This window comes from Bacteroides sp. MSK.18.37 (genome assembly GCF_019129155.2).
GTDB lineage: Bacteria > Bacteroidota > Bacteroidia > Bacteroidales > Bacteroidaceae > Bacteroides > Bacteroides ovatus.
Genome location: NZ_JAHOIB020000001.1, coordinates 607,412 through 632,705, shown reverse-complemented (window position 1 = coordinate 632,705; position 25,294 = coordinate 607,412). Strand labels below are relative to the sequence as shown.

General features: G+C 43.8%; 20 protein-coding genes. 17 read left to right on the top strand and 3 right to left on the bottom strand.

Going from position 1 to position 25,294, the window contains the following annotated elements; translation table 11 throughout:
• Positions 1–101 precede the first annotated feature (101 nt).
• Together KSX81_RS02695 and KSX81_RS02690 are read right to left on the bottom strand one after the other, a co-directional pair.
• Positions 102–794: a DUF4468 domain-containing protein gene (locus tag KSX81_RS02695; protein WP_044917973.1), complete on the bottom strand. Its 693-nt coding sequence runs from the start codon at positions 792–794 to the stop codon at positions 102–104.
• 915 nt (positions 795–1,709) lie between these two features.
• Positions 1,710–2,723 carry a LacI family DNA-binding transcriptional regulator gene (locus KSX81_RS02690; RefSeq protein WP_004320715.1) on the bottom strand — a complete coding sequence of 338 codons (1,014 nt, stop codon included), beginning with the start codon at positions 2,721–2,723 and terminating at the stop codon, positions 1,710–1,712.
• A 330-nt stretch (positions 2,724–3,053) separates the two neighbouring features.
• On the opposite strand from KSX81_RS02690, the gene KSX81_RS02685 reads away from it, so the two are divergent.
• The 15 genes from KSX81_RS02685 to KSX81_RS02615 all read left to right on the top strand — a co-directional run bounded on the left by KSX81_RS02685 (position 3,054) and on the right by KSX81_RS02615 (position 23,906).
• Positions 3,054–4,373, top strand: coding sequence for an FAD-dependent oxidoreductase (locus KSX81_RS02685; RefSeq protein WP_149939542.1), 1,320 nt, complete (start codon positions 3,054–3,056; stop codon positions 4,371–4,373).
• A 14-nt stretch (positions 4,374–4,387) separates the two neighbouring features.
• Entirely contained in the window at positions 4,388–6,178 is a 1,791-nt protein-coding gene (locus KSX81_RS02680) for a sodium:solute symporter family protein (RefSeq protein ID WP_004325063.1), read from the top strand.
• Between the two features lie 31 nt (positions 6,179–6,209).
• On the top strand, positions 6,210–7,574 hold the full coding sequence (locus KSX81_RS02675) for a BACON domain-containing protein (protein WP_149939544.1): 1,365 nt from the start codon (positions 6,210–6,212) through the stop codon (positions 7,572–7,574).
• A 5-nt stretch (positions 7,575–7,579) separates the two neighbouring features.
• Positions 7,580–10,666 carry a SusC/RagA family TonB-linked outer membrane protein gene (locus tag KSX81_RS02670; RefSeq protein WP_004313405.1) on the top strand — a complete coding sequence of 1,029 codons (3,087 nt, stop codon included), beginning with the start codon at positions 7,580–7,582 and terminating at the stop codon, positions 10,664–10,666.
• 24 nt (positions 10,667–10,690) lie between these two features.
• Complete coding sequence (locus KSX81_RS02665) at positions 10,691–12,430, top strand: RagB/SusD family nutrient uptake outer membrane protein (RefSeq protein ID WP_149939546.1); 1,740 nt, start codon at positions 10,691–10,693, stop codon at positions 12,428–12,430.
• Positions 12,431–12,451: 21 nt separating this feature from the next.
• Positions 12,452–13,405 (top strand): DUF6772 family protein, encoded by a 954-nt coding sequence (locus tag KSX81_RS02660; protein ID WP_004304775.1) that lies wholly within the window; start codon positions 12,452–12,454, stop codon positions 13,403–13,405.
• A gap of 17 nt (positions 13,406–13,422) precedes the next feature.
• A complete protein-coding gene (locus tag KSX81_RS02655) occupies positions 13,423–13,752 on the top strand; it encodes a hypothetical protein (protein WP_004304776.1) in 330 nt (109 codons plus the stop codon).
• Positions 13,740–15,116 carry a ComEC/Rec2 family competence protein gene (locus tag KSX81_RS02650; RefSeq protein WP_004320709.1) on the top strand — a complete coding sequence of 459 codons (1,377 nt, stop codon included), beginning with the start codon at positions 13,740–13,742 and terminating at the stop codon, positions 15,114–15,116. Before KSX81_RS02655 ends, KSX81_RS02650 begins: the two co-directional genes overlap by 13 nt.
• A complete protein-coding gene (locus tag KSX81_RS02645) occupies positions 15,116–16,390 on the top strand; it encodes an FAD-dependent oxidoreductase (RefSeq protein WP_061447723.1) in 1,275 nt (424 codons plus the stop codon). The genes KSX81_RS02650 and KSX81_RS02645 overlap by 1 nt, the downstream gene beginning before the upstream one ends.
• Positions 16,391–16,430: 40 nt before the next feature.
• The gene (locus tag KSX81_RS02640; RefSeq protein WP_015532511.1) at positions 16,431–18,668 is read left to right on the top strand and encodes a histidine phosphatase family protein; all 2,238 of its coding nucleotides are present in this window, start codon (positions 16,431–16,433) and stop codon (positions 18,666–18,668) included.
• Positions 18,655–19,977 carry a mannitol dehydrogenase family protein gene (locus tag KSX81_RS02635; protein ID WP_118419013.1) on the top strand — a complete coding sequence of 441 codons (1,323 nt, stop codon included), beginning with the start codon at positions 18,655–18,657 and terminating at the stop codon, positions 19,975–19,977. Before KSX81_RS02640 ends, KSX81_RS02635 begins: the two co-directional genes overlap by 14 nt.
• A gap of 21 nt (positions 19,978–19,998) precedes the next feature.
• Positions 19,999–21,084, top strand: a complete 1,086-nt coding sequence (locus KSX81_RS02630; protein ID WP_004320706.1) for an SGNH/GDSL hydrolase family protein — start codon at positions 19,999–20,001, stop codon at positions 21,082–21,084.
• The gene (locus KSX81_RS02625; protein ID WP_004320705.1) at positions 21,081–22,109 is read left to right on the top strand and encodes a zinc-dependent alcohol dehydrogenase; all 1,029 of its coding nucleotides are present in this window, start codon (positions 21,081–21,083) and stop codon (positions 22,107–22,109) included. Before KSX81_RS02630 ends, KSX81_RS02625 begins: the two co-directional genes overlap by 4 nt.
• A 4-nt stretch (positions 22,110–22,113) precedes the next feature.
• Positions 22,114–22,980, top strand: a complete 867-nt coding sequence (locus tag KSX81_RS02620; RefSeq protein WP_004320704.1) for a carbohydrate kinase family protein — start codon at positions 22,114–22,116, stop codon at positions 22,978–22,980.
• Positions 22,981–23,339: 359 nt separating this feature from the next.
• Positions 23,340–23,906, top strand: a complete 567-nt coding sequence (locus KSX81_RS02615) for an MTA/SAH nucleosidase (RefSeq protein WP_004316179.1) — start codon at positions 23,340–23,342, stop codon at positions 23,904–23,906.
• Here the strand turns inward: KSX81_RS02615 and KSX81_RS02610 are convergent.
• Positions 23,876–24,235 (bottom strand): YbaN family protein, encoded by a 360-nt coding sequence (locus KSX81_RS02610; protein WP_004304786.1) that lies wholly within the window; start codon positions 24,233–24,235, stop codon positions 23,876–23,878. The genes KSX81_RS02615 and KSX81_RS02610 overlap by 31 nt on opposite strands.
• Positions 24,236–24,364: 129 nt before the next feature.
• On the opposite strand from KSX81_RS02610, the gene KSX81_RS02605 reads away from it, so the two are divergent.
• Both KSX81_RS02605 and KSX81_RS02600 read left to right on the top strand, forming a co-directional pair.
• Positions 24,365–24,721 (top strand): 6-pyruvoyl trahydropterin synthase family protein, encoded by a 357-nt coding sequence (locus KSX81_RS02605; RefSeq protein WP_118419010.1) that lies wholly within the window; start codon positions 24,365–24,367, stop codon positions 24,719–24,721.
• 21 nt (positions 24,722–24,742) lie between these two features.
• Entirely contained in the window at positions 24,743–25,288 is a 546-nt protein-coding gene (locus tag KSX81_RS02600) for a 7-carboxy-7-deazaguanine synthase QueE (protein WP_004304788.1), read from the top strand.
• Positions 25,289–25,294: the final 6 nt, after the last annotated feature.

Sequence of the window (25,294 nt, the reverse complement as noted above, 5' to 3'; positions counted from 1 at the left end):
TTAATAGTCTACACGTTGGCTATTAATACTTGAGATATAGGTTGTTTGCATTAAGAAATCCATTTATTAAAACGGTTCTATATAAAGAAGTAATTATTGAATTACCAATTATCGGATTCGTTACCAACCAGGCCGTTTTTTACAGCTTCTTCAATTTTATCCATGATAACATTTGAATATGCGTGAGCCATAACCAATGCTTTCGATGAAGTCTTTTTAGCTTTATGCGCATCTTTTTCTACGAAAGGATAGCATGTTTCAAGTGCCCATTGTTCGTTAGATAGTGTAGGTTTTGTGGAGCCATTGGAAAAAGCAGACATAACGCCACCACCAATTGATTTTTCGACATCATAGCACTGTACAGTATAGGTCACACGAATTTTTTTGTCCTTGATATCAACTTTTATAATTGGATGTATGCTGACAATATATGCGTTCATTCCGCCTGTATGACCAGCAATACCAGCAACATATCCTTTGCCAATAATAACTCCTGCTTCTTTGTCATTAAGTTGAATGACAGAGTTTGCATCATTAAAAGACTCAACAAACCAATGATTAAGAGTAACATATAATTTCTCTTTTGTTTGTTCTCCACACTCAATGACTTGTGTGTACGTCAAAGAGTTGTTTTTATCCAATGATAATTGAGAGCCTATATTGGCTGCTGCGTTTTCCCACTTATCACCAAACTTTTCTTTGGCGTACTTTTCAAGTTCTTCACTGCGCATAAGTTGTGCGCTTACACTAATTGCCATAAATCCAATTAGAATACTGAAAATAATTCTTTTCATACAAAATGTTTTTTCTTTCCCAGTCCCAAAAAGAAAGATGTTAATAATTATAATGTGTTAGGTTGGAATTGTAAAATTGTAGTTCAATCCAGAAGATTTGCTGTCATTGATATATGTGATTACATTATTATTTCTGGAATATGCTGTAATTGATACAGAAGAATCAATAGAAAAGAATACTTTTGCTTTCATAACGTTTGTTTTGCTTTTTTTATTGTGTGCAAAGTTATTGCAAAAAGAAGATAATCGCAAATTTTTGATGAGTATAATTTATGTATATAACTCTTTTTTATTATAGAGAACTAAATTTTCCGTAATACTTGTCTTCTCATATGAATACTAAATTATATAATTTCATATTGCTGTCTGAACTTACTATGATCTTTTGATAGCGGTATGGCTACAATTCTGGCTATAATTCTTTCAAATGACAAGATTGAAGAGTTTATTCAGTATTTTGGAATAGATGCATCTGAATATGTTATTTGCCATGCCATTACTACTGTGTATCTGAGTGATGAAGAACGAAAAATAGGGTTTCTATTTCTTCTGGAAAAGCTGTTTGTTGTGAATATATACGCTGCATGCAGGATATATATGCGCTACATGTTGGCTATATATGTCCAACATGCTGGAGATATATACCCAATATGTTTATAGTTAATAATGTAAGACAAGATTTACTTGATTAAAAAATGTTTTCAAAGTATTTCTGTCCTCGTTTATAGTTAAAACTCGTAGTGGTACAATGACATAGAGATTGCAAAAGAATAGAAATATGTATGGAATAAAGTTCTTAAAATGAAAGTTATGACTATTTCTAGTAGCTGAAATGATAGCTATAGCAGCACAATCTCCATTTGATTTAAGTATTATACGGGGAGAAAATCGCCTTGCTTTTATTAAGTGGGGCGATTATTCATTGGGCGTCGATGCACGCATTTTGATTTCCGCATCCAACACGATTGAATGATTGGGAGATGCCGGATCTTTGATTTTCTCTAAAATAAGTTCGGCAGCTTTTTTCCCCATCTGGTACAAAGGCGGTTCTACTGTAGTCAATTTGGGATAGACTATGTTGGAAAGTTCGGTTCCTGAAAAACTGGCTACGGCGATTTCTTCGGGTATTTTTTTCCCAAGTTCCCTCAATCTGTTCATAGCTCCAATAGCCAATGTTTCCGTAAAAGCGAAAATAGCATTAAAAGGAATATTTCTTTCCACTAATATATCCGCTGCTTTTTTCCCTTCCTCAAAAGTCATACCGGTTTTTATCAGCATATTATTCTTATCAAAAGGAATTCCGAATTTAGCCAAAGCGTCTTTGTACCCTCTGACACGTTCTATGGAGTTGTAAATATCGTCCGGTCCCTGTATATGAACAATCTGTTTGCGTCCGCTTCGGATCAGACTTTCTACGAGAAAGAATGACTTCATATAATCGTCCACTATTACCTGCGGGACTTCAAGTCCATAGGGAATACGATCATAGAACACCATAGGCATTCCCGCTTGCTGCAAACGGGAATATTCCTCCTTGTTCCTTTTATAACTGCAAAGGCAGATGATGATGCCGTCCACCATGAATCCTTCCATCAGTTGCAGGTTCTCTTTTTCTTTTTCCGGATCTCCTCCCGACTCTGCAATAATCACCTTTATATTTTTGGTGTGAAGCACTTCTTGTATTCCGTTTATTACTCGTGAAGCAAACGGCGTAACCATTTCAGGAACGATCACTCCCACGGTATTAGTATGTCCGTATTTAAGGTTGATTGCTACAGGGTTTGGTCTATATCCCAATCTTTTAGCCGCTTCTATTACCTTTTCTTTCGTTTCTTTACGGATATTCTTGTCATCCCCCAATGCACGAGATACAGTGGAGACGGATATTGATAAATGTCGAGCGATGTCTTTTATGGTTATATACTTCATGCTGAATGATGGTTTAAATCAAAGCAAAGATATTGATTTCAAACAATAAATCCTAATATTGGAGTAAAATACGAATCCCATTTGCCTTTGTGTAATGCTTTTGTAACGTTTGCAGATTTTGGGAACGTTCCCGCAATCGTTTGCAGGCAAAAGAGTTAGGAAAAAACTTTTTTTCAAGCCCTTGTTCTTTATCTTTGCTACATCAACATGATGTCGAACTAAAGAAAAAGAACTATGAAAACACACCTCTTTTCTTATAAGTGCGGTCGAAAGCACATCAAAGTTTACCATCTATTTGAATTGGTAATAATTAAAGGATAAAAAACGGTCATGGACAAGAAAGTACGAAGTATAGAAATTTCGAAACAGGTTCCAATTGTGGGCAACTATGATGTAGTTGTCTGCGGTGGCGGACCAGCTGGTTTCATTGCGGCCATTGCGGCTGCTCGCAGTGGTGCGAAAACTGCTGTTGTGGAACAATATGGGTTTTTAGGTGGAATGGCTACAATGGGGCTTGTTACTCCTTTGAGTGTTTTCACCTATAATAATGAAAAGGTGATAGGCGGTATTCCATGGGAGTTTATCGAACGGCTGGAGAAGATGGGAGGCTGTATCATTGAGAAACCTCTTGGCAATGTAGCTTTTGATCCGGAGCTTTACAAGCTTTTATGCCAGCAAATGATGCTGGAAGCCGGTGTGGATATGTATATGCACTCTTATTTAAGCGGTTGCCAGGCAAAAGACGGCAAAATATCCTGTATCCTCTTTGAGAATAAGAATGGGACAGAAGCCATCAGTGCCGATATGTATATCGACTGCACTGGGGATGGTGACCTTGCTGCTATGGCGGGTGTTCCGATGCAAACTGATGAATGTAAACCGCTGCAACCTCTTTCCACCTATTTTATATTAGGAGGTGTGGATACAGATTCGCCCATGATAATCGATGCCATGCACCATAATAAACAAGGGCAGAATTGTCATTGCATTGCAGTTCGTGAGAAACTTTTAGCAATGAAAGAGGCACTTGGCATCCCCGAATTCGGAGGTCCCTGGTTTTGCACCACTCTTCGTCCGGGCGAAGTAACGGTTAATATGACCCGTACTGCAGGAAATGCCATCGATAATAGAAATTTTACCGCAGCGGAATGTCGCTTACGGGAAGACGTATTTAAAATAGCACGAATCTTTAAAGAGAACTTTGAAGAGTTTAAAAACAGTTATGTGACGACCGTCGCCGTACATGCCGGTATTCGTGAGACACGTCGTATCAAAGGTGTACATACCATTACAGCAGAAGAATATGTGAATGCTTATAAATATCCTGATAGCATATCACGTGGCGCACATCCTATAGATATCCATGTGGCAGCAGGTGCGGAACAGAGCGTAACCTTCCTTAAAAAAGCGGCGTATGTACCTTATCGCGCTCTTATAGCTGAAGATTTTCCGAATCTGCTCGTAGCGGGACGCTGTATTAGTGCTGATAAAACTTCCTTTGCGTCACTTCGCGTTCAGGCAAGTTGTATGGGGGTAGGACAAGCCGCAGGAGTGGCAGCCGCACAATGTATAAAGGCAGGTGTGACAGTACAAAAGGCTGATATTCACAATCTCATAGAGGAATTGAAGAAACTAGGCGCAATTATATAAAGAAGAACCAGAATATGGAACAGTTAGATTATATTATTATTTTACTCTATTTTCTCGGACTGATTGCCGTGAGTGTTGTGATGTCCCGGAAAATTAAAAACTCCGAAGATATGTTTATTGCCGGGCGAAATTCTTCGTGGTGGCTATCGGGAGTCTCTTCCTACATGACTATCTTCTCGGCAAGTACCTTTGTCGTTTGGGGAGGCGTTGCTTATAAATCGGGACTTGTTGCGGTAGTCGTTGCACTTTGTCTTGGCGTAGCATCGTTTATTGTCGGTAAATGGATCTCGGGCAAATGGCGGGAGCTACGTATCAAATCTCCGGGAGAGTTCCTCACCATCCGGTTCGGACACCGCACGGTGAGTTTTTACACAATTTCAGGAATTATAGCCCGTGCGGTGCATACGGCAGTGTCTCTGTATGCGGTAGCGGTTGTGATGTGTGCATTAATCAAAGTCGATGGTGGCAGTATTTTTGCAAGTACGGGTATGATGGGCGATTCACCGATGGGTTACCTAAGTATTTGGTGGGCGCTTCTTATCCTTGGTGCCATCGCTCTTGGATACACCATTGCCGGAGGATTTCTTGCAGTACTAATGACTGATGTAATTCAGTTCGGAGTACTTCTGGCCGTGGTTGTATTTATGATACCTCTTTCATTTAACGCGGTAGGAGGCGTAAGTGCATTTATCGATAAGGCCAGTGAGATACCGGGATTCTTCTCGGGCACATCTCCGACCTATACATGGGGGTGGCTTTTACTGTGGATATTTCTCAATGTGTCCATGATTGGCGGTGACTGGCCGTTTGTACAGCGATACATAAGCGTACCTACTACAAGAGACGCGAAAAAGAGTACTTATTTAATCGGAATTCTTTATCTCGTCACTCCTCTTATCTGGTATCTTCCTACCATGATTTATCGTGTGATGGAACCCGGACTTGCGCTTGATTTGGATGCAACCACAATGACTTTCAACGGCGAACACGCTTATGTGAATATGAGCAAACTCGTGCTTATGAAAGGAATGGTCGGCATGATGTTGGCAGCGATGCTATCGGCTACATTGAGTAATGTTTCAGGCATTTTGAATGTATATGCCAATGTATATACTTATGATATTTGGGGACACAAAGAGAAAAACCGTCAGGCAGATGAGAAAAAGCGTATCAAGGTAGGACGTCTCTTCACATTTGTCTTTGGACTTGTGATTATCGCTTTGTCAATGCTCATCCCGTTTGCCGGAGGTGCCGAAAAGGTGGTAGTAACTCTTCTTACTATGGTGATGTGTCCTTTATACATTCCGTCAATATGGGGTCTGTTCTCGAAGCGGCTGACAGGCAACCAACTTATTTCTGCAATGATTCTTACCTGGCTCGTTGGTATTATGGCTCGCGTCATAATTCCCGCCTCCGTTATTAGTCCAAGCCTTATAGAGTCAGTTGCCGGTTGTGTACTTCCTGTACTTATCCTTGCAATCATGGAAGTTTGGTCGGCACGTAAAAAGTATGAAGACAAAGGTTATCAAGCCATTTGTGAATATACTGATCCTGAAGCCGATCGCGAACCGACATTAAAGGAGAAGAAAGCGGTATTAATCTATTCACATTTGGCTGTTAACTGCTTCTGTATTACCATTGGTGTCGTTGCGCTCTTACTGATAGGTCTGCTTATTGCCGGCGATCCGAAGACCCTTGCGGTCAAAGGGATTGTGATAGGAAGTATCGTACTGATGATTGCCATGATACTTGCTTATGTGATATACAGAATTATATATGCAAGACGTCTGAAAATGTCTAGCTAGTCAATTAATAATAACCCTAAATACTAATCAAATGAATCTAAAGATGTTATTGTTTGCAAGTGTGTCGCTTGTGCTTTTTGCATCTTGTCATAACTCGGATGATCCGTATATGACACTCGCGACAAAGACACTTGATGTAGAAGCAGAAGGTGGGCTTTTCACTGTTGACCTTTCATCTAATGTCTATTACAGAGTCAATAACGATTGTCAGACTGATGGAAGCGATAGCCATTGGGCAGTTGTTGATTCGCATGAGACACAAGGTGAGATTACTAAATTTACAATCAAAGTCTCTGAAAATTCGTCGACTAGTTCACGTGTCGGTGCCATTCGTTTCATTGGCGATGATGTAACTCCTCTAAAGCTGGTTATTACCCAAAAGATGATTGTCCCGAAAGGTATCAGTCCTATCACCGAATCGATTGACGCAACTACAACAGAATCCTCGTTCAAAGTCTTTGGAGATAAGGAGTGGAAGGCTGTATGTGCAGATGCGGATGTGACCGTTTCTCCTGCAAATGGGGTAGGCGAATGTGATATTAAACTTACTTTCCCGGAGAACAGGACATTTACCAAAAGGACAATTAAAGTAACGGTAACCATCCAGGATGATACAGACTATACCTATACTCTTGTACAAGATGCTTTCTCGGGCATTTTGGCTGATTGGGACTTGAATAGTTTAACTGCCAACACAAGTGGAACATTTGCTGATGACGAGGCACAATCGGTATTCCCGGGAACCAATGGCAAGTATATTGCTCCGAGTGCCGGAAGTGGTAAGATTGAGTATTGGGCATGTGACCGGACAGGTTATGTAGCGCAGAAAGTCGTATGCAGCCGTGCCGTGGGTGCTAATGGTGACCCGTATGTATCAGGAGCTATTCCGGGTGATTATTGGTATGTCTATGGGGATATGAAAGGTACGACCATTCCTGCCGGTACCAAGATACACTTCTATTTTGTGACCAAATTAGGGACGATGTGTTCCAACTACTGGATGATCGAGTTCAAGGATGGAGAAGAATGGAAACCGGCTCTTCCGACTTCGACTCTTCAGGAAAGTGCGACAGAGACACTGTCGGGTGCACCTATCAATTACTCGGCGACTATTACCTACAACTTTGCGGGAATGTTGCTCGATAGCAGTAACAATGGCGCATATATCCCTGCCGAAGGAGTATTTACCACGACTAAGGATATGGATGAGATTGTGTTAAGATTCGGACAGGCAGGTCGTTTATGTCTTAATGGCGCCAAATTCGCTGGAAAGTATATTGACTGGACACATGCAAGCGGCCAGACACGTTTTTCAGCGCAACATCCGAGTAATCCTGAAACAGGTGCGGCAATCAAAGAGTATAACCAACATGTATTGCTTGAAATCGTAGAATAAAGAGTATGAAAAAAAGTATATTAAGCCTGTTATTGGCATGTTTCCTGCAAATCAATCTGGCTTTTGCACAGAATGTAATGAAGGGTGTCGTTAGCGATGCCAATGGTCCTCTTGTCGGAGTGGTGATCCACGATAAAGACAATGCAAAAGGTACTACCTCCGATATGTCGGGAAAGTATGCGCTCAATGGCGCTGAATCAGGCCATACAATAGAATTCCGTTATCTTGGTTATGTGACCGAGACTGTGGTATGGGATGGTAAAAGTGTAGTAAATATAAAACTTAAAGAGGATGCTGTACAACTTGAAGAGACGGTTGTAATCGGCTATGGATCTGTAAAAAAGAAAGATCTTACAGGTGCGGTCGGTGTAATCAACAGTTCGCTTATCGAGAAACAGAGTACGTCTCAACTTTCACAATCTTTGCAAGGACTGATTCCGGGACTGACGGTTACCCGTTCGAGCAGTATGCCGGGAGCGAGTGCTACGGTTCAGGTGCGTGGTGTGACAACAATGTCTGATTCGAGTCCGCTTATCCTTGTCGATGGTATGATGGTCAGTAGCCTCGACAATATAGCAAGCGAAGATGTACAGCAGATTACTGTACTTAAAGATGCAGCTTCTGCATCCATCTATGGTGCCCGTGCTGCTGCCGGTGTTATCTTGATAACGACTAAGGAGGCAACCGAGGGACAGCTTTCGATCGGTTATAACGGAGAGATTTCGTTGTCTTCTCCTACCGAATTTCCGAAATTCCTGACCGACCCTTATCACTACATGACAATGTATAACGAATGGTCGTGGAACGATGCCGGTAATCCTGCGGGAGGCGAGTTTGCCAACTATTCACAGGACTACATCGACAACTATGCTACCAACAACAGGTATGATCCCATTCAATATCCTATCTATGATTGGAAAGACGCTATTCTTTCGAATACTGCTATGCGCCATAAGCACAACTTGACCATGACGTATGGCAACAAGGTAATCAAGAGCCACACTTCCGCTACCTACGAAAATGCCGACGCTATCTATAAAGGTTCAAACCACGAAAGAATCTCTATCCGTTCGCGTAATAATCTGAAGATTAGCGATAAGCTCTCCGGTTCTATCGATTTCTCGGTACGTTATGCCACGAAAAATGACCCGACTTCCGGTAGTCCGATTCGTGCAGCTTATATGTATCCTTCCATTTATTTAGGACTTTATCCGGACGGCCGTGTAGGTCCCGGTAAAGACGGCAGTCTTAGCAATACGCTTGCCGCCTTATTGGAAGGCGGAGAGAAGAAGACCGTATCCAACACAATGACCGGTAAATTCTCGTTGAGCTATAAGCCCATAAAAGATTTGACCCTTACTGCCAACCTGACTCCTACCGTCGGAACTGTTTCGATTAAGGAGATGAAGAAAGCCATACCTGTTTACGATGCATACGAAACCGATGTTATGCTGGGATATGTTTCAGGATATACTTCCAATTCGCTAAGTGAAGAACGCCGTAACATCAAATCATTGGAGAAACAATTCATCGCTACATACGACAAGACCTTCAGCAAAGTACATAACTTCAATGCCATGGTCGGTTATGAAGATTATAGTTATACGTATGAAACGATGTCGGGATCGACCAACGACATGTCTTTGTCTTCTTTCCCTTATCTTGATTTGGCGAACAAGAATGCTCTTGCCGTAGCCGGCAATTCTTATCAGAATGCATACCGTTCATTTTTTGGCCGTGTCATGTATAATTACGACAGCCGTTACTACCTCCAGCTCAATGCTCGTGAAGACGGATCTTCACGTTTTCACAAGGATCACCGTTGGGGATTCTTCCCGTCCGCATCGGTGGGTTGGGTCATCTCTAACGAGAAATTCATGCAAAACATAACCCCGATAAACTATCTGAAGTTCCGTGCCTCTATCGGTACGCTCGGTAATGAGCGGATTGGAAATTATCCTTATCAGACATACATTTCGTTCAATAATGCCATTATGTATGACAGTGCAGGTTCTACGCCCCAATCTTCGATGTCTGCCGCTCAACAGGATTATGCGTATGAGAATATCCATTGGGAGAAAACACAGAGCTGGGATATAGGTGTGGATGCCGCTTTCTTTAACAATCGTCTTGACTTTAGCGCAGACTATTATTATAAGAAGACAACAGATATGCTCTTGTCAGTGGCAATCCCGTCGTTTACAGGTTATTCGGCACCTGACAGGAACGTAGGTAAAATGCATACCCGCGGTTGGGAAGTGAAACTTGGCTGGTCTGACCGTATCGGAGATGTAAGTTATGCGGTAAGTTTTAATATCTCTGATTACAAGTCTATAATAGATAATCTTAACGGCAAGCAGCAGTTTAACAGCGATGGTACTATTATTACTGAAGGCGCAGAATATAACTCCTGGTACGGATATAAGACTGCAGGTTTGTTCCAGACCGCAGAGGAAGTCAGTGAAAGCGCTCTGCTTTCGGCTTCTACCAAACCGGGTGATGTGAAATATGTAGATGTCAGCGGTCCGGACGGCACTCCTGACGGAATTATCAATGAGACATACGACCGCGTAGTGCTTGGCAGCTCATTGCCACACTATCTATATGGAGGTTCTATTAGTTTGGGCTGGAAAGGTCTCTCTTTCTCCTTACTCTTCAATGGTGTCGGGAAACAACTTTCACGCCTCACCGAAAGTATGATTCGCCCCATGCAGGGACAATGGCTTCCGGCTCCGTCAGTCCTTCTGAACGACAATGGCAGCCGTAATTATTGGAGTGTGTACAACACTGCAGAACAGAACGCGGCAGCCAGCTATCCCCGTTTGAGTCATCAGGGCGGTGAATACAACAACTACAAAATGTCGGATTACTGGCTCAAGAGTAGTGCCTATATGCGTATAAAGAATATCAACGTTGGCTATACAGTTCCTAAAAAAATCGTCTCTAAAGTCGGAATCAAGGGACTTCGGGTGTACGTCAATATTGATGATCCATACTGCTTTGATAGTTATCTTTCGGGATGGGACCCTGAAGCAGGTGCTTCTACCTATATCACACGCACTTATACATTTGGAGTGGATATCAAATTCTAATGGAGTATGAAAAAATTACATAATATGAAAAAAATACATGTATTGATTTGCATGATAGCTCTTCTATCTGTAACTTCTTGTGTGAACCTCGATCTGAATCCTCCTTCAGCCGCATCCAGTGAAAACTGGTTCTCGTCACCGGAGGAAGTTCGAATCTCGTTGAACGATTTTTATCGCAGTACTTTCTTTGTTATAGAAGAAGGTTGGACGCTGGATCGTAATACGGATGACTGGGCACAACGAACCAACATTTATACCATTGCGGCAGGTTCACTGAATGCGTCTTCTACAAGTAATCCTAACATCAAGACTGTTTGGAGTTACACGTATAAGAACATTAGTCGTGCCAACCGGATTTTGGAGGCACTCGACAAACTTGAAGGTAAATATTCCACCACTGAACTGAATACGCTTCGTGCCGAAGCCCGTTTTTTCAGAGCGTTTGCTTATTCACGTTTGATTACTCTTTGGGGAGATGTTCCTTTCTACGTGAATTCGATTACTCCGGAGGAAGCATTTGAGATGGGGCGTACCGACAAAGCTGTCGTTCTGAAACAAATTTATGAAGATTATGACTATGCCGCAGAAAATTTGCCGGCCGCAAATAATAATAGCGGCGCCACCCGTGTAGACAAAGGAACGGCTTATGCTTACAAGGCGCGTACCGCTCTCTATCAACACGACTACGGGACTGCCGCAAAGGCTGCGCAAGATTGTATGGATCTGGAAGTATATGACTTGGCCCCTGATTATGGAGAACTTTTCCGCGACAAGACAAGAGGAAGCAAAGAAGTTATTTTCTCTGTTGCTCACTCAAGCGACCTTGAATTGGATGAAAACGGTAAACCTACTACACAGGCTATCGGTTCCTTTATTGCCCGTTCGGCAGGCGGTACACATAATGCACAACCTTCGTGGGAACTTCTTGCTGTCTACGAAATGACGAATGGCAAGACGATTGATGAACCGGGCAGCGGTTTTGATCCTCACGATCCATTTGCCAACCGCGATCCCCGTTGCCTGGAAACGTTTGCTGCTCCCGGCAGCCGTATCTATGGTATTGAGTGGAATCCTGCGCCAAACGCACTCGAAATAATGGACTATACGCAAAATCGTATGATTACAAATAAAGATTCCAAAGGCGGTTCGGATGCTTCCAACTGTGCTTACAATGGTTGTTGCCTGCGCAAAGGCGCGCAAGAATCATGGCGTACTACTTTGTATAACGACAACCCTGTTATTCTCATGCGTTATGCCGATGTCTTGTTGATGTATGCCGAAGCTAAGATTGAACTGGGGGAGATTGACGCTACTGTCCTTGCTTGCATCAACGATGTCCGTGCCCGTGCTTATGGCACCACCCGTACACAAACCAACGACTATCCGTCCATCACGACAACCGATCAGACGGCATTGCGCAAAGTGCTCCGTCGTGAGCGTCGTGTGGAGTTTGCATGGGAAAATCTGCGCTATTTCGACTTGCTTCGTTGGCATCAGTTTGAGAATGCTTTCGGACACAATATGTACGGATTTACCCGTACAGCCAACAGGGCAAAGGAATACTTTGCGGCAGGCAACTGGTTTTGGCCGGAGACTCCGACATTTGACAAAGACGGATTTCCTTCTTTTGAAGCGATGGCCGACGGAACCTATATCGTCCAGCATGGTGAACGTAAGTATGATGAGAAGATTTATTTGTGGCCATTGCCAAGTGATGATGTATTGATAATGAATGGCAAACTTGTTCAAAATCCAGGGTACTAACTTTATTAAATAAATGATATTATGAGCATTGGAGAAATTTTATTGCGCAGTCGCTATCAACCATTGAAAAGGGTGTTGAGCTATGATGTATTCAACACCGGCTTTAACGGCTGGATGACATTAATGCCTAACTTTACGGAATATCCCGATTTTGATGTTCCCAAGACATTGGTCAATAAAGACCAGTGGCCACCGGTCATGCTTAGTTCCGCTACTTTCAGGTATCCGGGCACTCACGGAGCTATGTCCGGCACTTACTCTCTTAAACTTTCGACAAGACCTGTTGCCGCTCCTTATACGGAGATTCCGGCGGAAGGTTGTCTGGGACATGCCATTAAGCGGCTTTCGTTCTCTCGTCCGGGCTGCAAATATTTGCAGATAGAATGTTGGTTTACATACACGGCGGAACAGGATGTGGTGGATGGCGGTGACCGTCCGCAACCGGGTTTGCATGAGAGTTCTATCCGCGATTTTGGTATGGGATTCGATGTACAGGAGGGTGGAAAACGTTACCATGTAGGAATTCGCTATCTCAATGCAGTAGATGGCAAATTAATGCAGAAGTGGCAGTATGAACATTCCAATGAAGACATAACCGACCGCGATTGGGCTTATGGACTTGACGGAGACTGGTGTAAGAGGGGAGTCGATCCCTGGTGGTTCGGCCGCCGTTATCCTAATGGCGACCACGATGGATTCAAGGATTTGAAAGATGGTCATCAGAAACTCATTTACAATGAGACCGACTGTAAACTCAATTGGCAATACATGCGTCTGAAACTTGACACAGAGCTTCGTGAATATGTAGAGTTCCAATGTCAGGACAAAATTTGGGATATGCGTGGCATTGCAGCTGATACCGTTGACGGATATGGACGCATCGACAATCTTATCAATCCTCTTTTCTGGGTGGGTACTGATACCAATCGTCGTGTATTCTTTTATATAGATTCTGTTGTTGTTTCACAAGAATAAAAGGAGGAATGTAATATATGAAAATGTTTAATGATTCCCATCTTGAGGTAAAGAAGTTCTTTAAAGGTACTTTCTTCACTCATCCTTACGAGGCTGGTTGGGCAGATGAGGCTATATTCTTTGTTATGGTTGAGAAAATAGAAGGAGATCCCGTATTCGAAGGTCGTGTACAACTATCGCAAGATGGTATACATTGGGCTGACGACGGTAGTGAGCCTGTAATCTTCAAAGGACTTGGCCAACATATTATAAAGGTAAATTCAAATTTTGGTAATTATATTCGTCTTGCCGTCAGCATTGAAGGCGGAGAGATGTTTTTAAATCTTCATATAGCATGCAAAGGTTAATATTTATACTTAGTCTGTTCATCCTTGCGATTGTAGGATGCAGCTCCAATGAGTCTCACTCATTTTTGATTCGTCCGGATGGAGGTGGGGAAGATGCTGCCACTGAAATAGAGGTAGGTAAGACGATTCCTGCCTGGCAGGAGGGTGTGATGGATATTCATTTCATCAATACGACTACCGGTGAAAGCATGTTTGTAATATTCCCGGATGGTACGCAAATGCTTATCGATGCCGCAAGTTCGAGTGTTACGACCAACTCTAATAGTAATACGACCAATACCGGTATCCGTAGTCGTTGGGATCCGACTCTGACTTCTACCCGTGGTTCACAGATTATAACTGATTACATTCGTAAGTGTATGGTATGGACAGGTAACAGTACGATTGATTATGCCGTACTTACCCACTTTCATAATGACCACTTCGGCGGTTATACTTCTTCCTTGCCGAAATCTTCCAACTCCGACACTTATTCGTTGATAGGTTTTGCCGAGATTTTCGACAATTTCAAGATTGGTACGCTTCTTGATCGTGGCTATCCCGATTATAACTATCCGTTTAATATGGCGACAATGGCAGACAATGCTCCAAGTTGTAATAACTATATCAATGCAGTGAAATGGCATGTCGCCAATCAAAAGTTCGATGCTGCGATATTCAAAGCAGGGGCGAATGATCAGATCGTTCAGAAGTATAATCCTGCAAAGTACCCTACTGCAAAGGTGCAAAACGTGGCAGTGAATGGAGAGATCTGGACAGGTTCGGGCACTACCACAAAGAAGACATTCCCTGAACTCTCGGAGATTACATACGAAAACAGTAAGAACATTACCTCCAGTGACAATTGTCCGCCGGAGAATATTACCAGTTGTGTGATGAAAGTTTCGTATGGTAACTTTGACTTCTTTGCCGGTGGTGACCTTCAGTATAACGGACGTTCGAGTCATGCGTGGAAAGATGCCGAACTGCCCTGTGCAAAAGCAGTAGGTCAGGTGGAACTCTTGAAAGCTAACCATCATGGTGTAACCAACACCAATCAGGTGGATGCTCTGAAAGCACTCAATCCACAAACGATTGTTATCAATTCGTGGGTAGATTGTCATCCTCGCACCGATATACTGAATTCGATGGAGACAACACTCCCTACGTGTGACATGTTTATCACTAACTTCTGGCAAGGCGATCGCCCCAGCGGAGTAGACGACCGGGTTACGGCGGAAGAGGCTGCGAGAGTAAAGGGATATGATGGACATATTGTAGTTCGTGTGACAGACGGAGGAAACAAATACAGAGTTGTGACAATCACAGATTCTGACGGGGCAATGACTGTTAAGACTATTTCCGGTCCATATACAAGCAGATAATGAATACAAAATATTATGATGTAATAGTAGCAGGTGCAGGTCCTGCCGGGATATGTGCGGCTGTAGCCGCCGCCCGGCAAGGAGCACGTGTTGCCCTTATCGAAAGATACGGAGTCATCGGAGGTAACCTGACCGCCGGGTATGTCGGCCCTATTCTCGGTAGTGTAAGCAAGAACACGATGCGCGATGAGGTTTGTGCTATTCTTGGCGTCAAAGACAATGACTGGATTGGTGAGCATGGAAATGCTCACGATTTCGAAGAGGCAAAACTTACATTGGCAGAATTTGTCGCCAGGGAAAAGAACGTCGATGTCTTTTTGCAATGTTGCGTGTCGGATGTTATTCGTGACGGAAAGGTGGTAAAAGGCATTAAGTGTGCAAGTAACGAGGGGACGCTCTGTTTTGAAGCCGCGGTTACAATTGATTGTACCGGTGATGCCATAGTATCTTTTCTTGCCGGTGCAAAAATAGAAAAAGGACGTGCTGACGGACTCATGCAGCCTGTAACCCTTGAATACACCATTGACGGCGTAGATGAATCGAAAGGAATTATCTGCATTGGAGATGTAGACAATGTTCAACTGAATGGCGAGTGTTTTCTTGATTGGTGTAAAAAGAAAGCCGATGAGGGCAAACTTCCCCGGATGCTTGCTGCCGTGCGTTTGCATCCGTCGGTCAGACCGGGTTGCCGTCAGGTAAATACGACACAAGTCAATAGAGTGGATATTACTTCGGTAAGCTCTATTTTCACCGCCGATCTTGAACTTAGGCAACAGATACGCCTCCTGACTCAATTCTTGAAAGAAAATTTGCCGGGTTACGAAAACTGTAGAGTGATCGGAAGTGGTACAACAACCGGAGTGCGCGAAAGCCGCAGGGTGATGGGCGACTATGTGATCGATGCCGATGAAATGGCGGAAGGCTGCCGTTTTGCCGATGTGGTGGTACATAAAGCATTGTTCATTGTCGATATACATAATCCTGACGGAGCCGGACAGGCGGAACCAACCATCCAATATTGCAAACCATACGATTTGCCGTATCGTTGTTTTCTCCCGTTGGGCTTGGAAGGGCTTCTGGTGGCGGGACGGTGTATATCGGGTACTCACAGAGCTCACGCTTCATATCGTGTCATGAGTATTTGCATGGCGATGGGAGAGGCAGTTGGTATTGCTGCTGCTATGAGTGCGTCGCAGCACTGTACTCCGCGGGCTCTCGATGTAGGAGAGTTGCAGAAACGGCTTGAGTCGTTAGGCGTAGAGCTGTTCGATTAACGTAGAACATAATCATACTTTAAATTTATAGAGCATACTTATGAAAAAGATCTATTTGTCTGTCGTGTGCTTACTGATCTCTATTCCCCTTATCGCCCAGTTGTATGTAGAGCCGGAGAAAGAGGTGGAGTGCTCTGTCTTCCTGGCAAAGGAAGGACGGGGGCGGGCACAGCAAGGACTTGAAATATGGGATGATTACATATTCTCGTGCGAGGATGGAGGGCACGTGAATATCTATGATTTCAAAAGTGCCGATCCGAAACCTGTGGCAGGCTTTGAGTTGGCATCCTCCCATCCGGACAACCATGTAAATAATGTATGCTTTGGCGTCGAGACAAAACGCGGAGCATCGTTTCCTCTCTTGTATATCACAAACGGGAAGGTAGGAAGCGAGTTGGAATGGTTGTGCTTTGTGGAGAGCATCACCCGTCGTGGAAAACGTTTTAGCAGCGAAATCGTACAGACAATTGAACTCGATGGCTCGAAGTGGGCGGAGAAAGGGTATGTCTCCATCTTTGGTGCGCCAAGCTGGCTGGTCGATCGGGAACGGGGATTTATATGGATATTCTCGGCGCGTAAACGTACTGTGGCGAAGGTGACAAAGCATGCATGGGAAAACCAGTATGTCGCCACCAAATTCCGCATACCGTCGTTGAGTGAGGGCGCAAAGGTGCGCCTCGACGAAAATGACATTCTCGATCAGGTGGTGTTCCCCTATGAGGTATGGTTCACACAAGCGGGCTGTATGCATGATGGTAAAATCTATTTCTGCTTCGGAGTTGGGAAACAGGATGACAGCCGTCCTTCCTGCATCCGGGTGTACGATACGGATAGGCGGACGATTACTGCCCGATACAATGTGCAGGAACAGGTTATTTACGAACCGGAAGATATTGTGGTTAAAGACGGGGTTATGTATGTCAATACCAATACGAATGCGAAAAAGACGTCTGATCTTCCTTGCATATTCAAACTCTCTCTTCCGAAAGAAAAGCCGGTGGCCGAAAATCCTCTCGACGAGATACGCAGGGATCCGGAACGTGCAGGCGGCGTGTATTATGTGACCGATCTTTCACATCCGGTTACGCCGGCGCCCAAAGGATATACGCCTTTCTATATAAACGGCTATTTTCGTCACGGAGCGCGTCAGATAGACGATGAGGTGACTTATCCTGCCATATACGGCGTATTGGAGAAAGCTCATGCCACAAACAACCTTACCGATTTTGGAAAAGCCCTGTACGAACGTCTTGAACCGTTCAAGAAGAATGTGTTTTACAAAGAAGGCGATCTGACACAAATCGGTTATCGTCAGACAAGGGAGATAGGCCGGAGGATGGTACAAAACTATCCGGAAGTATTTGAAGGCCATCCCTATTTGAAGACTAACGCAACGAATGTGCTTCGGGTGGCGGCCACCATGCAATCTGTAAATTCGGGCATTTTGTCACTGCGCCCCGGGCTTGAATGGGCGGAGATAGACAACTCCCGTTCGTTCCTTACCACACTGAATCCATACGGTAACGTATGTCCCGGCAGGAGTCCGCTTGATAAGTATATACTCGGTAAGGAAAACAGTTGGTATAAAAAATATCGTTCATATATAGATGAAAAGTTGGATGTGGATGCTTTTTTTAGAAGACTGTTTATAGATGTTACACAAGTAGAAAGTGAATATGACAAGTACGACCTGATCCATCGCTTCTGGTTAATGGCATCACTGATGCAATGCCTCGACCGCCAAGTGCCTATATGGGATATCTTTACAGAAGAGGAAATATTGGCTTGGGCGGAAATCGAGAACTATAAGTATTTTGCGCAGAAAGGTCCTGAACCGGTATCTCACGGGCGTAGTTGGGGACTTGCATCCCGCACGTTACGCCATTTGTTAGACGAATCTGCCGAAGATCTGGTGCGCAAGCGTCATGGTATCAATCTCAACTTCGGACACGATGGCGTTCTGATGGCCATCTTGACCAATTTGCAAGCCGGGACGTGGGCGCGGGAGGCTAGTAATTCCAAAGAAGCGTTACGGAGTTGGAAGTATTGGGATATTCCGATGGGTGCGAACCTTCAGATGATCTTTTACCAATCAGAAGGCAATCCGGACGTTTTAGTTAAGTTTATGCTGAATGAAAAAGACCTCCGGTTGCCGTTGGAAGCGGTTGAAGCATCTTATTACAAATGGAATGAGGTTTATAAATTCTATATAGAACATTGCGACAAGGTGGAAAAATCACTTGCCGAAACATTGAAATTATCGTATGAAGACTTTTAATTATAATCGTGCTGAAATAAAGGCCGGAATAGTACATTTCGGCGTTGGAAACTTCCATCGTGCACATCTCGAAGCTTACACAAATCTATTACTTGAAGATCCGTCACAAAGATGCTGGGGGGTATTCGGAGCCATGATTATGCCTACGGACGGGGTATTGTTCAACGCCCTCAAGAAAGACGACGGCATATATCAGTTGACGACATGCAGCCCTTCCGGCGAACAGGATAGTATGCTGATTGGTTCGCTTGTAGAACTGGCATGGGGGGAAATAGATAGTGAGCCTATCATCGCTAAAATAGCATCGGAGGAGATAAAAATCATCTCTCTCACCATTACCGAAGGGGGATATAAGGTTGATTTTAACCAATCGCGCAGTGTGTTCTGGTATGTAGCCGAAGGACTTAAACGCCGGATGGAGAAAGATTTGCCGATTACGATTCTTTCGTGTGACAACATGCAGATGAACGGCAATGCCGCCAAATACGCGTTTATGTCATACTTCGAAGCGAAATATCCCGAGGTGGCAGCGTGGGCGAAAAAGAAAGTGACGTTCCCGAATTCGATGGTGGATCGAATCACTCCCGTAACAAAACCGGGTAAGGTTACAGATGTGTGTTGTGAAGACTTTATACAATGGGTGATTGAAGATAATTTCATTGCAGGCCGTCCTGCATGGGAGAAGGTGGGAGTTACATTCACCCATGATGTGACCCCGTATGAAATCATGAAATTAAGTCTTCTCAATGCGTCACATACTCTTCTTTCTTATCCTGCCTATATGGAAGGATTCAGGAAGGTCGATGCTGTAATGGCAGACGAGAGGTATCGTGCAATGATAAAGCTGTTTATGAACAGGGATGTTACTCCTTATGTTCCGGTTCCCGAGGGCGTTGACCTTGAAGCGTATAAAGACCAGCTTATCGAACGATTTTCAAACAAGGCGATCAGCGATCAGGTATCACGGCTTTGCGGCGATGGCATTGCTAAGTTTGCGGTTTATGTGGTACCCATACTCAAACAGATGTTGCAGGATGGGAAGGATATTTCGATAGAGGCTTTCCTGATAGCTGTTTATTGCAAATACCTGATAGGTGCGCGCACCGAGTCCGGTGAAAATATAGCTATCTCCGAACCTCACATCACCCCGGCGGACAGGAAGTTGATTTCGGGAGGATCGCCGGCCGAGTTCTTGAAGATATCACCTTTTGTGTCATTGGGACTGGACAAATACCCTGTGTTTATGGAAAAGTATGAGCAGTTTTATGCTATGCAGGTAGCAGAAGGGTTGAAGGTCTTATTACAGTAAACAACTAAAAAATCCAAGGCAATGAAGAAGTTTTTCATAACGGTTGTTCTGTCGCTTTCGTGCGTATTGTCGGTTTCGGCACAAAAACAGACGGAGGCGTCAACGCTTAACCTGATAGGTAAGCCGTTTGAATCGACTCCCAATCCGTATCATAGAGTCGATACATTGGTTTATAAAGGTTTTAACAGGACGGAGAATCGACAACTCCGTTGTTCTGCCGGTATGGCTGTGTTGTTTAAAACGAACACGCGTAATATACAGATTACGACAAAGTGGGGATATGTATATTCGAGCCATTCAACCATGCCGATCTCTTATAAAGGATATGATCTTTATATCAAAAATGCAAACGGTCAATGGCAGTATGCGGCAAGCGGTTCATTGAAAGCGTATAAGGGCGAGAAAACCGAGACATTCACGCTCATTGAGAATATGGATGGTACGATGCACGAATGTATGATGTATATGCCGATGTATTCGGAGGTCATTTCTTGTAAGATAGGGATAGATGACGATGCTGTTATCGAACCGTTGAAGTCCGATTTTCGTCACAGGATAGCGGTATATGGCTCTTCGTTTACGCAGGGAGTGAGCACGGATCGATCCGGTATGAGTTATCCCATGCAATTTATGCGTAATACAGGTCTTCAAGTCGTGTCGCTCGCAACAAGCGGACGTTGCCTGATGCAACCTTACATGCTCGACGTTCTTGCGGAAGTCAAGGCTGATGCCTTTATATTCGATACTTTTTCAAATCCTGACGCAGAACTGATAAGAGAGCGCCTGATGCCGTTTATCGATCGGCTTATAGCGGCACATCCGGCTACTCCGTTGATATTTCAGCGTACGATCTATCGTGAACGACGTTCATTTGATACAGTTCTTGATGCGAAAGAACGGGCTAAGGCGGCAACCGTAGAGGGGTTGTTTGCAAAAATCCTCACGAACCCGAAATATAAAGACGTTTATCTGATTACGCCTGATGCTTCCGATGCCCATGAGACATCGGTCGACGGAACTCATCCAAGTAGTTATGGATATGCACTTTGGGCGAAGTCAATAGAGACTCCGGTAATAGAAATTTTAAGTAAATATGGTATAAAATGAGACAAGCGGTATTAGTAGAACCAAAACATATTGAATTTCGCGAGGTTGAGGCGCCTAAGGCGTCGGACCTGAAAGAACATCAGGTGCTTCTGAATATTAAGAGAATTGGTATTTGTGGAAGTGAGATACATTCTTATCACGGATGTCATCCGGCAACTTTCTATCCGGTAGTTCAGGGGCATGAATATTCGGCAGTGGTAGTCGCTACGGGGGCGGCGGTTACGATCTGCAAGGTGGGTGACGTTGTCACCGCACGTCCGCAACTTGCGTGTGGGAAGTGCAAGCCTTGTCAGCGGGGAGAGTATAATATTTGTGAGGAGCTAAGAGTGCAAGCCTTTCAGGCAAATGGAGCTGCGCAAGACTTTTTTGTGGTTGATGATGACAGGATTGCGGTGTTGCCTGAAGGTATGTCACTTGATTATGGGGCTATGATAGAACCGGTGGCAGTGGCTGCGCATGCAACCATGCGTGGCGGGGACTTGAAAGGTAAGAATGTGGTTGTATCGGGTGCCGGAACGATCGGTAACCTCGTGGCGCAGTTCGCTAAGGCAAGAGGAGCCAAACGGGTTCTTATTACCGATGTAAGTGATTTCAGACTTGAAATCGCTCGTAAATGTGGTATAGTAGATACGCTCAATGTAGCTAAGACGCCGCTCAAAGAAGGAGCGAAGAGGCTTTTCGGGGATGAAGATTTTCAAGCTGCGTTTGAGGTTGCTGGAGTTGAGTCGAGTATTCGTTCGCTTATGGAGTGTATCGAAAAAGGGAGTACCATCGTTGTAGTGGCGGTATTTGGCAAGGATCCGTCGCTTGATATGTTCTATTTGGGAGAGCACGAACTGAAGGTGAACGGAACGATGATGTATCGCCATGAAGATTATCTTACGGCTATCGATCAGGTAAGTTCGGGAGCTATCCGTCTCGAACCGCTTATTTCGAATCATTTCCCGTTCGAGCAGTATGACGAGGCATATAAATTTATAGACGAGAATAGTGCAACATCCATGAAAATTATTATTAAACTATAAAACCATGAAAATAATAGGTATAGGAGAAGTTGTTTGGGATTGCTTCCCGGAAGGTAAGAGACTTGGCGGAGCGCCTATCAATTTCTGTTTTTTTGCGAAGGAATTGGGAGCAGAATCATATCCCGTTACGGCAATAGGTGAGGACGAACTCGGCGATGAAACGTTTACAGTGCTTAAAGAGACCGGACTTGATTTAGGATATATTTCCCGTAATATTTTGCCGACAGGTAAAGTGCTTGTGTCGTTGAATGAAGCCGGTGTACCGCAATATGACATTGTTGAGAATGTTGCTTGGGATGCTATCGAGTGTAGTCCTGCGACCATGAAACTTGTCGGCGATGCAGATGCTGTTTGTTGGGGCTCTTTGGCACAGCGAAGCGAAAAGTCACGTGCTGCAATCTTAAGGCTCATAGATGCCGTGCCGGATACCTCTTTGAAGGTGTTTGATATTAATATCAGGCAACATTTTTATTCGACAGACTTGATTGTGGAATCCTTGCAAAAAGCAAATGTACTCAAATTGAATGAAGACGAATTGCCGTTATTGATTTCTCTTCTTTCTCTTTCGACTGATTTTGTGGAAGCTATCGCAGAACTCATTGCTCGTTTTTCGCTCAAATATGTTATATTCACACAGGGGGCAGTACGTAGTGGCATATATGATGTAAGTGGGGAAATTTCATCCATAGATACACCTAAAGTCGAGGTGGCCGATACTGTAGGTGCAGGCGACTCGTTTACTGCTACTTTTGTTGTGAACATACTTAGAGGGGCGTCGGTCGCTGAATCACACCGCAAAGCGGTAGATGTATCGGCATATACTTGTACACAAAGGGGGGCTATTAATCCGTTGCCGGATAGTAAAAAGTAATATTGGGTACTCCACATAAGGAAGTTTCGTACTTGGTTTGAATGATTCTTCAAACCAAGCGTGGTGGATATGCCTTGTTCTTGTTGATTGCAGTTTAATTCCGTTAGTTAACCGCAGAATTTGCGGCTTAGCATACCTCTTTTGGCCGCATTTTATAGATAACTCCAGTTAAATAGTTATTTTTGCAGAAATAACTGATGGTATGTTTATCCATGAAATAGAAAATTTGAGTTCATTCAGATGGAACATCAAAAGTTTGTCAGATGAAATAGCCTGGATAAATAGGGCTATAGTCTATCTCGTGGAGCGGTTGAGTACAATTGGATTTGAATAGTAATTTTTACGAAATAAAGGAACCCATGTTGAAAATATTAGTAACCTACGCCGTACAAGGCGAATTTGTAGAACTTAAATGGCCGGATATAGAACCTTACTACGTTCGTACAGGCATTGGTAAAGTGAAATCAGCCTTTCATTTGGCAGAGGCAATCCGTCAGGTACAACCGGACTTGGTGCTCAATATCGGAAGTGCCGGAACAGTCAACCATCAGGTAGGAGATATTTTTGTATGTCGAAAGTTTGTAGATCGTGATATGCAGAAAATGAAAGAGTTCGGATTGGAGTGTGAAATTGATTCATCAGCTTTGCTCGAAGAAAAAGGTTATTGCACGCATTGGACGGAACATGGAATCTGCAATACAGGAGATGGCTTCCTCACCGAGTTGACTCACGTTAGCGGAGATGTTGTAGATATGGAAGCATACGCACAGGCATTTGTTTGCCGTTCAAAAGAAATCCCGTTTATTTCCGTGAAGTACGTGACTGACATAATTGGCCAGAATTCCGTGAAACATTGGGAGGATAAACTTGCCGATGCACGGCAGGGACTATCGCATTACTTTAACGTCTTGAAAGAAAGAATATGATAAGTGACTCCTGCGGCTATCAATCCCAGGAGAATCTTTACCCATATAAAAGGAATCAGGAAAAAAATGCAATAAAGCATCGTTCCCCACATTAATACGAGAGAAATTATTTTGGCACGGAGAGGAATCGCCTTGTTTTCGCGGAAATTGCGGATATAAGGACCGAAGTGCCGATGATTGAGCAGCCAGTTATATAATCGGGGTGATCCTTTGAAATAAAGGGCGGCGGTGAGCAATAGAAAAGGGGTAGTGGGCAGTAGCGGCAGAAAGATGCCGAGAATACCGAGCGCAAGGGAAATACTACCTAAAACAATATATAGAGTTTTCATGCGGCAAAGATAGTGCAAAAAAAGGGAAAAAATAACACTCTTTGCTGGATGAAAACTCTATTTTATATTACCTTTGCCGTTGCATCGAGGTGACATTAGATGCGTGTAACTATTAAAATACATACACTCATGTTTACAGTAATCAAACGCATGGAGATCTCGGCTTCTCATAAGCTGGTACTCCCGTATCGCAGTAAATGCGCCAGTTTACACGGTCACAACTGGATTATCACCGTCTATTGCCGTTCCGCACGGCTCAACTCCGAAGGAATGGTGGTAGATTTCACCCGCATCAAAGAAGTGGTCACGGAGAAACTCGACCATCAAAATCTGAACGAAGTACTCCCATTTAATCCCACAGCGGAGAATATCGCCCGGTGGATATGCAAACAGATTCCTCAATGCTATAAAGTAGAAGTGCAGGAATCGGAAGGAAACATTGTCATCTACGAGAAAGATCCCGTCGGCGCAGAAGGACAAGAATAGCAAACCAAACAAATTTTGATGATGAGAAAGATTAATGAAATCTTTTACAGCTTGCAGGGCGAAGGCTACCATACCGGAACTCCGGCCATCTTCGTCCGTTTTTCCGGCTGCAACCTGAAATGTGACTTTTGCGACACACAACACGAAGAAGGGAAAATGATGACCGACGATGAAATAATCGCCGAAGTGAAAAAATATCCTGCCGTCACCGTTGTCCTTACGGGCGGCGAACCTTCCTTATGGATAGACGATGAATTGATCGACCGTTTGCATCAAGCAGGCAAATATGTGACTATCGAAACCAACGGTACACGCCCCCTGCCGGCAGCTATCGACTGGGTGACCTGCTCCCCCAAACAAGGGGTGAAACTTGCCATCGACCGGATGGATGAAGTGAAAGTGGTCTATGAAGGACAAGATATAAGTATTTTTGAACTCCTTCCGGCCGAACATTTTTTCCTTCAGCCTTGTTCTTGTAATAACACTGCTTCAACAGTGGACTGTGTAATGCGACATCCCAAATGGAGACTCAGCCTGCAAACACACAAATTAATCGACATCCGTTGAACAAAA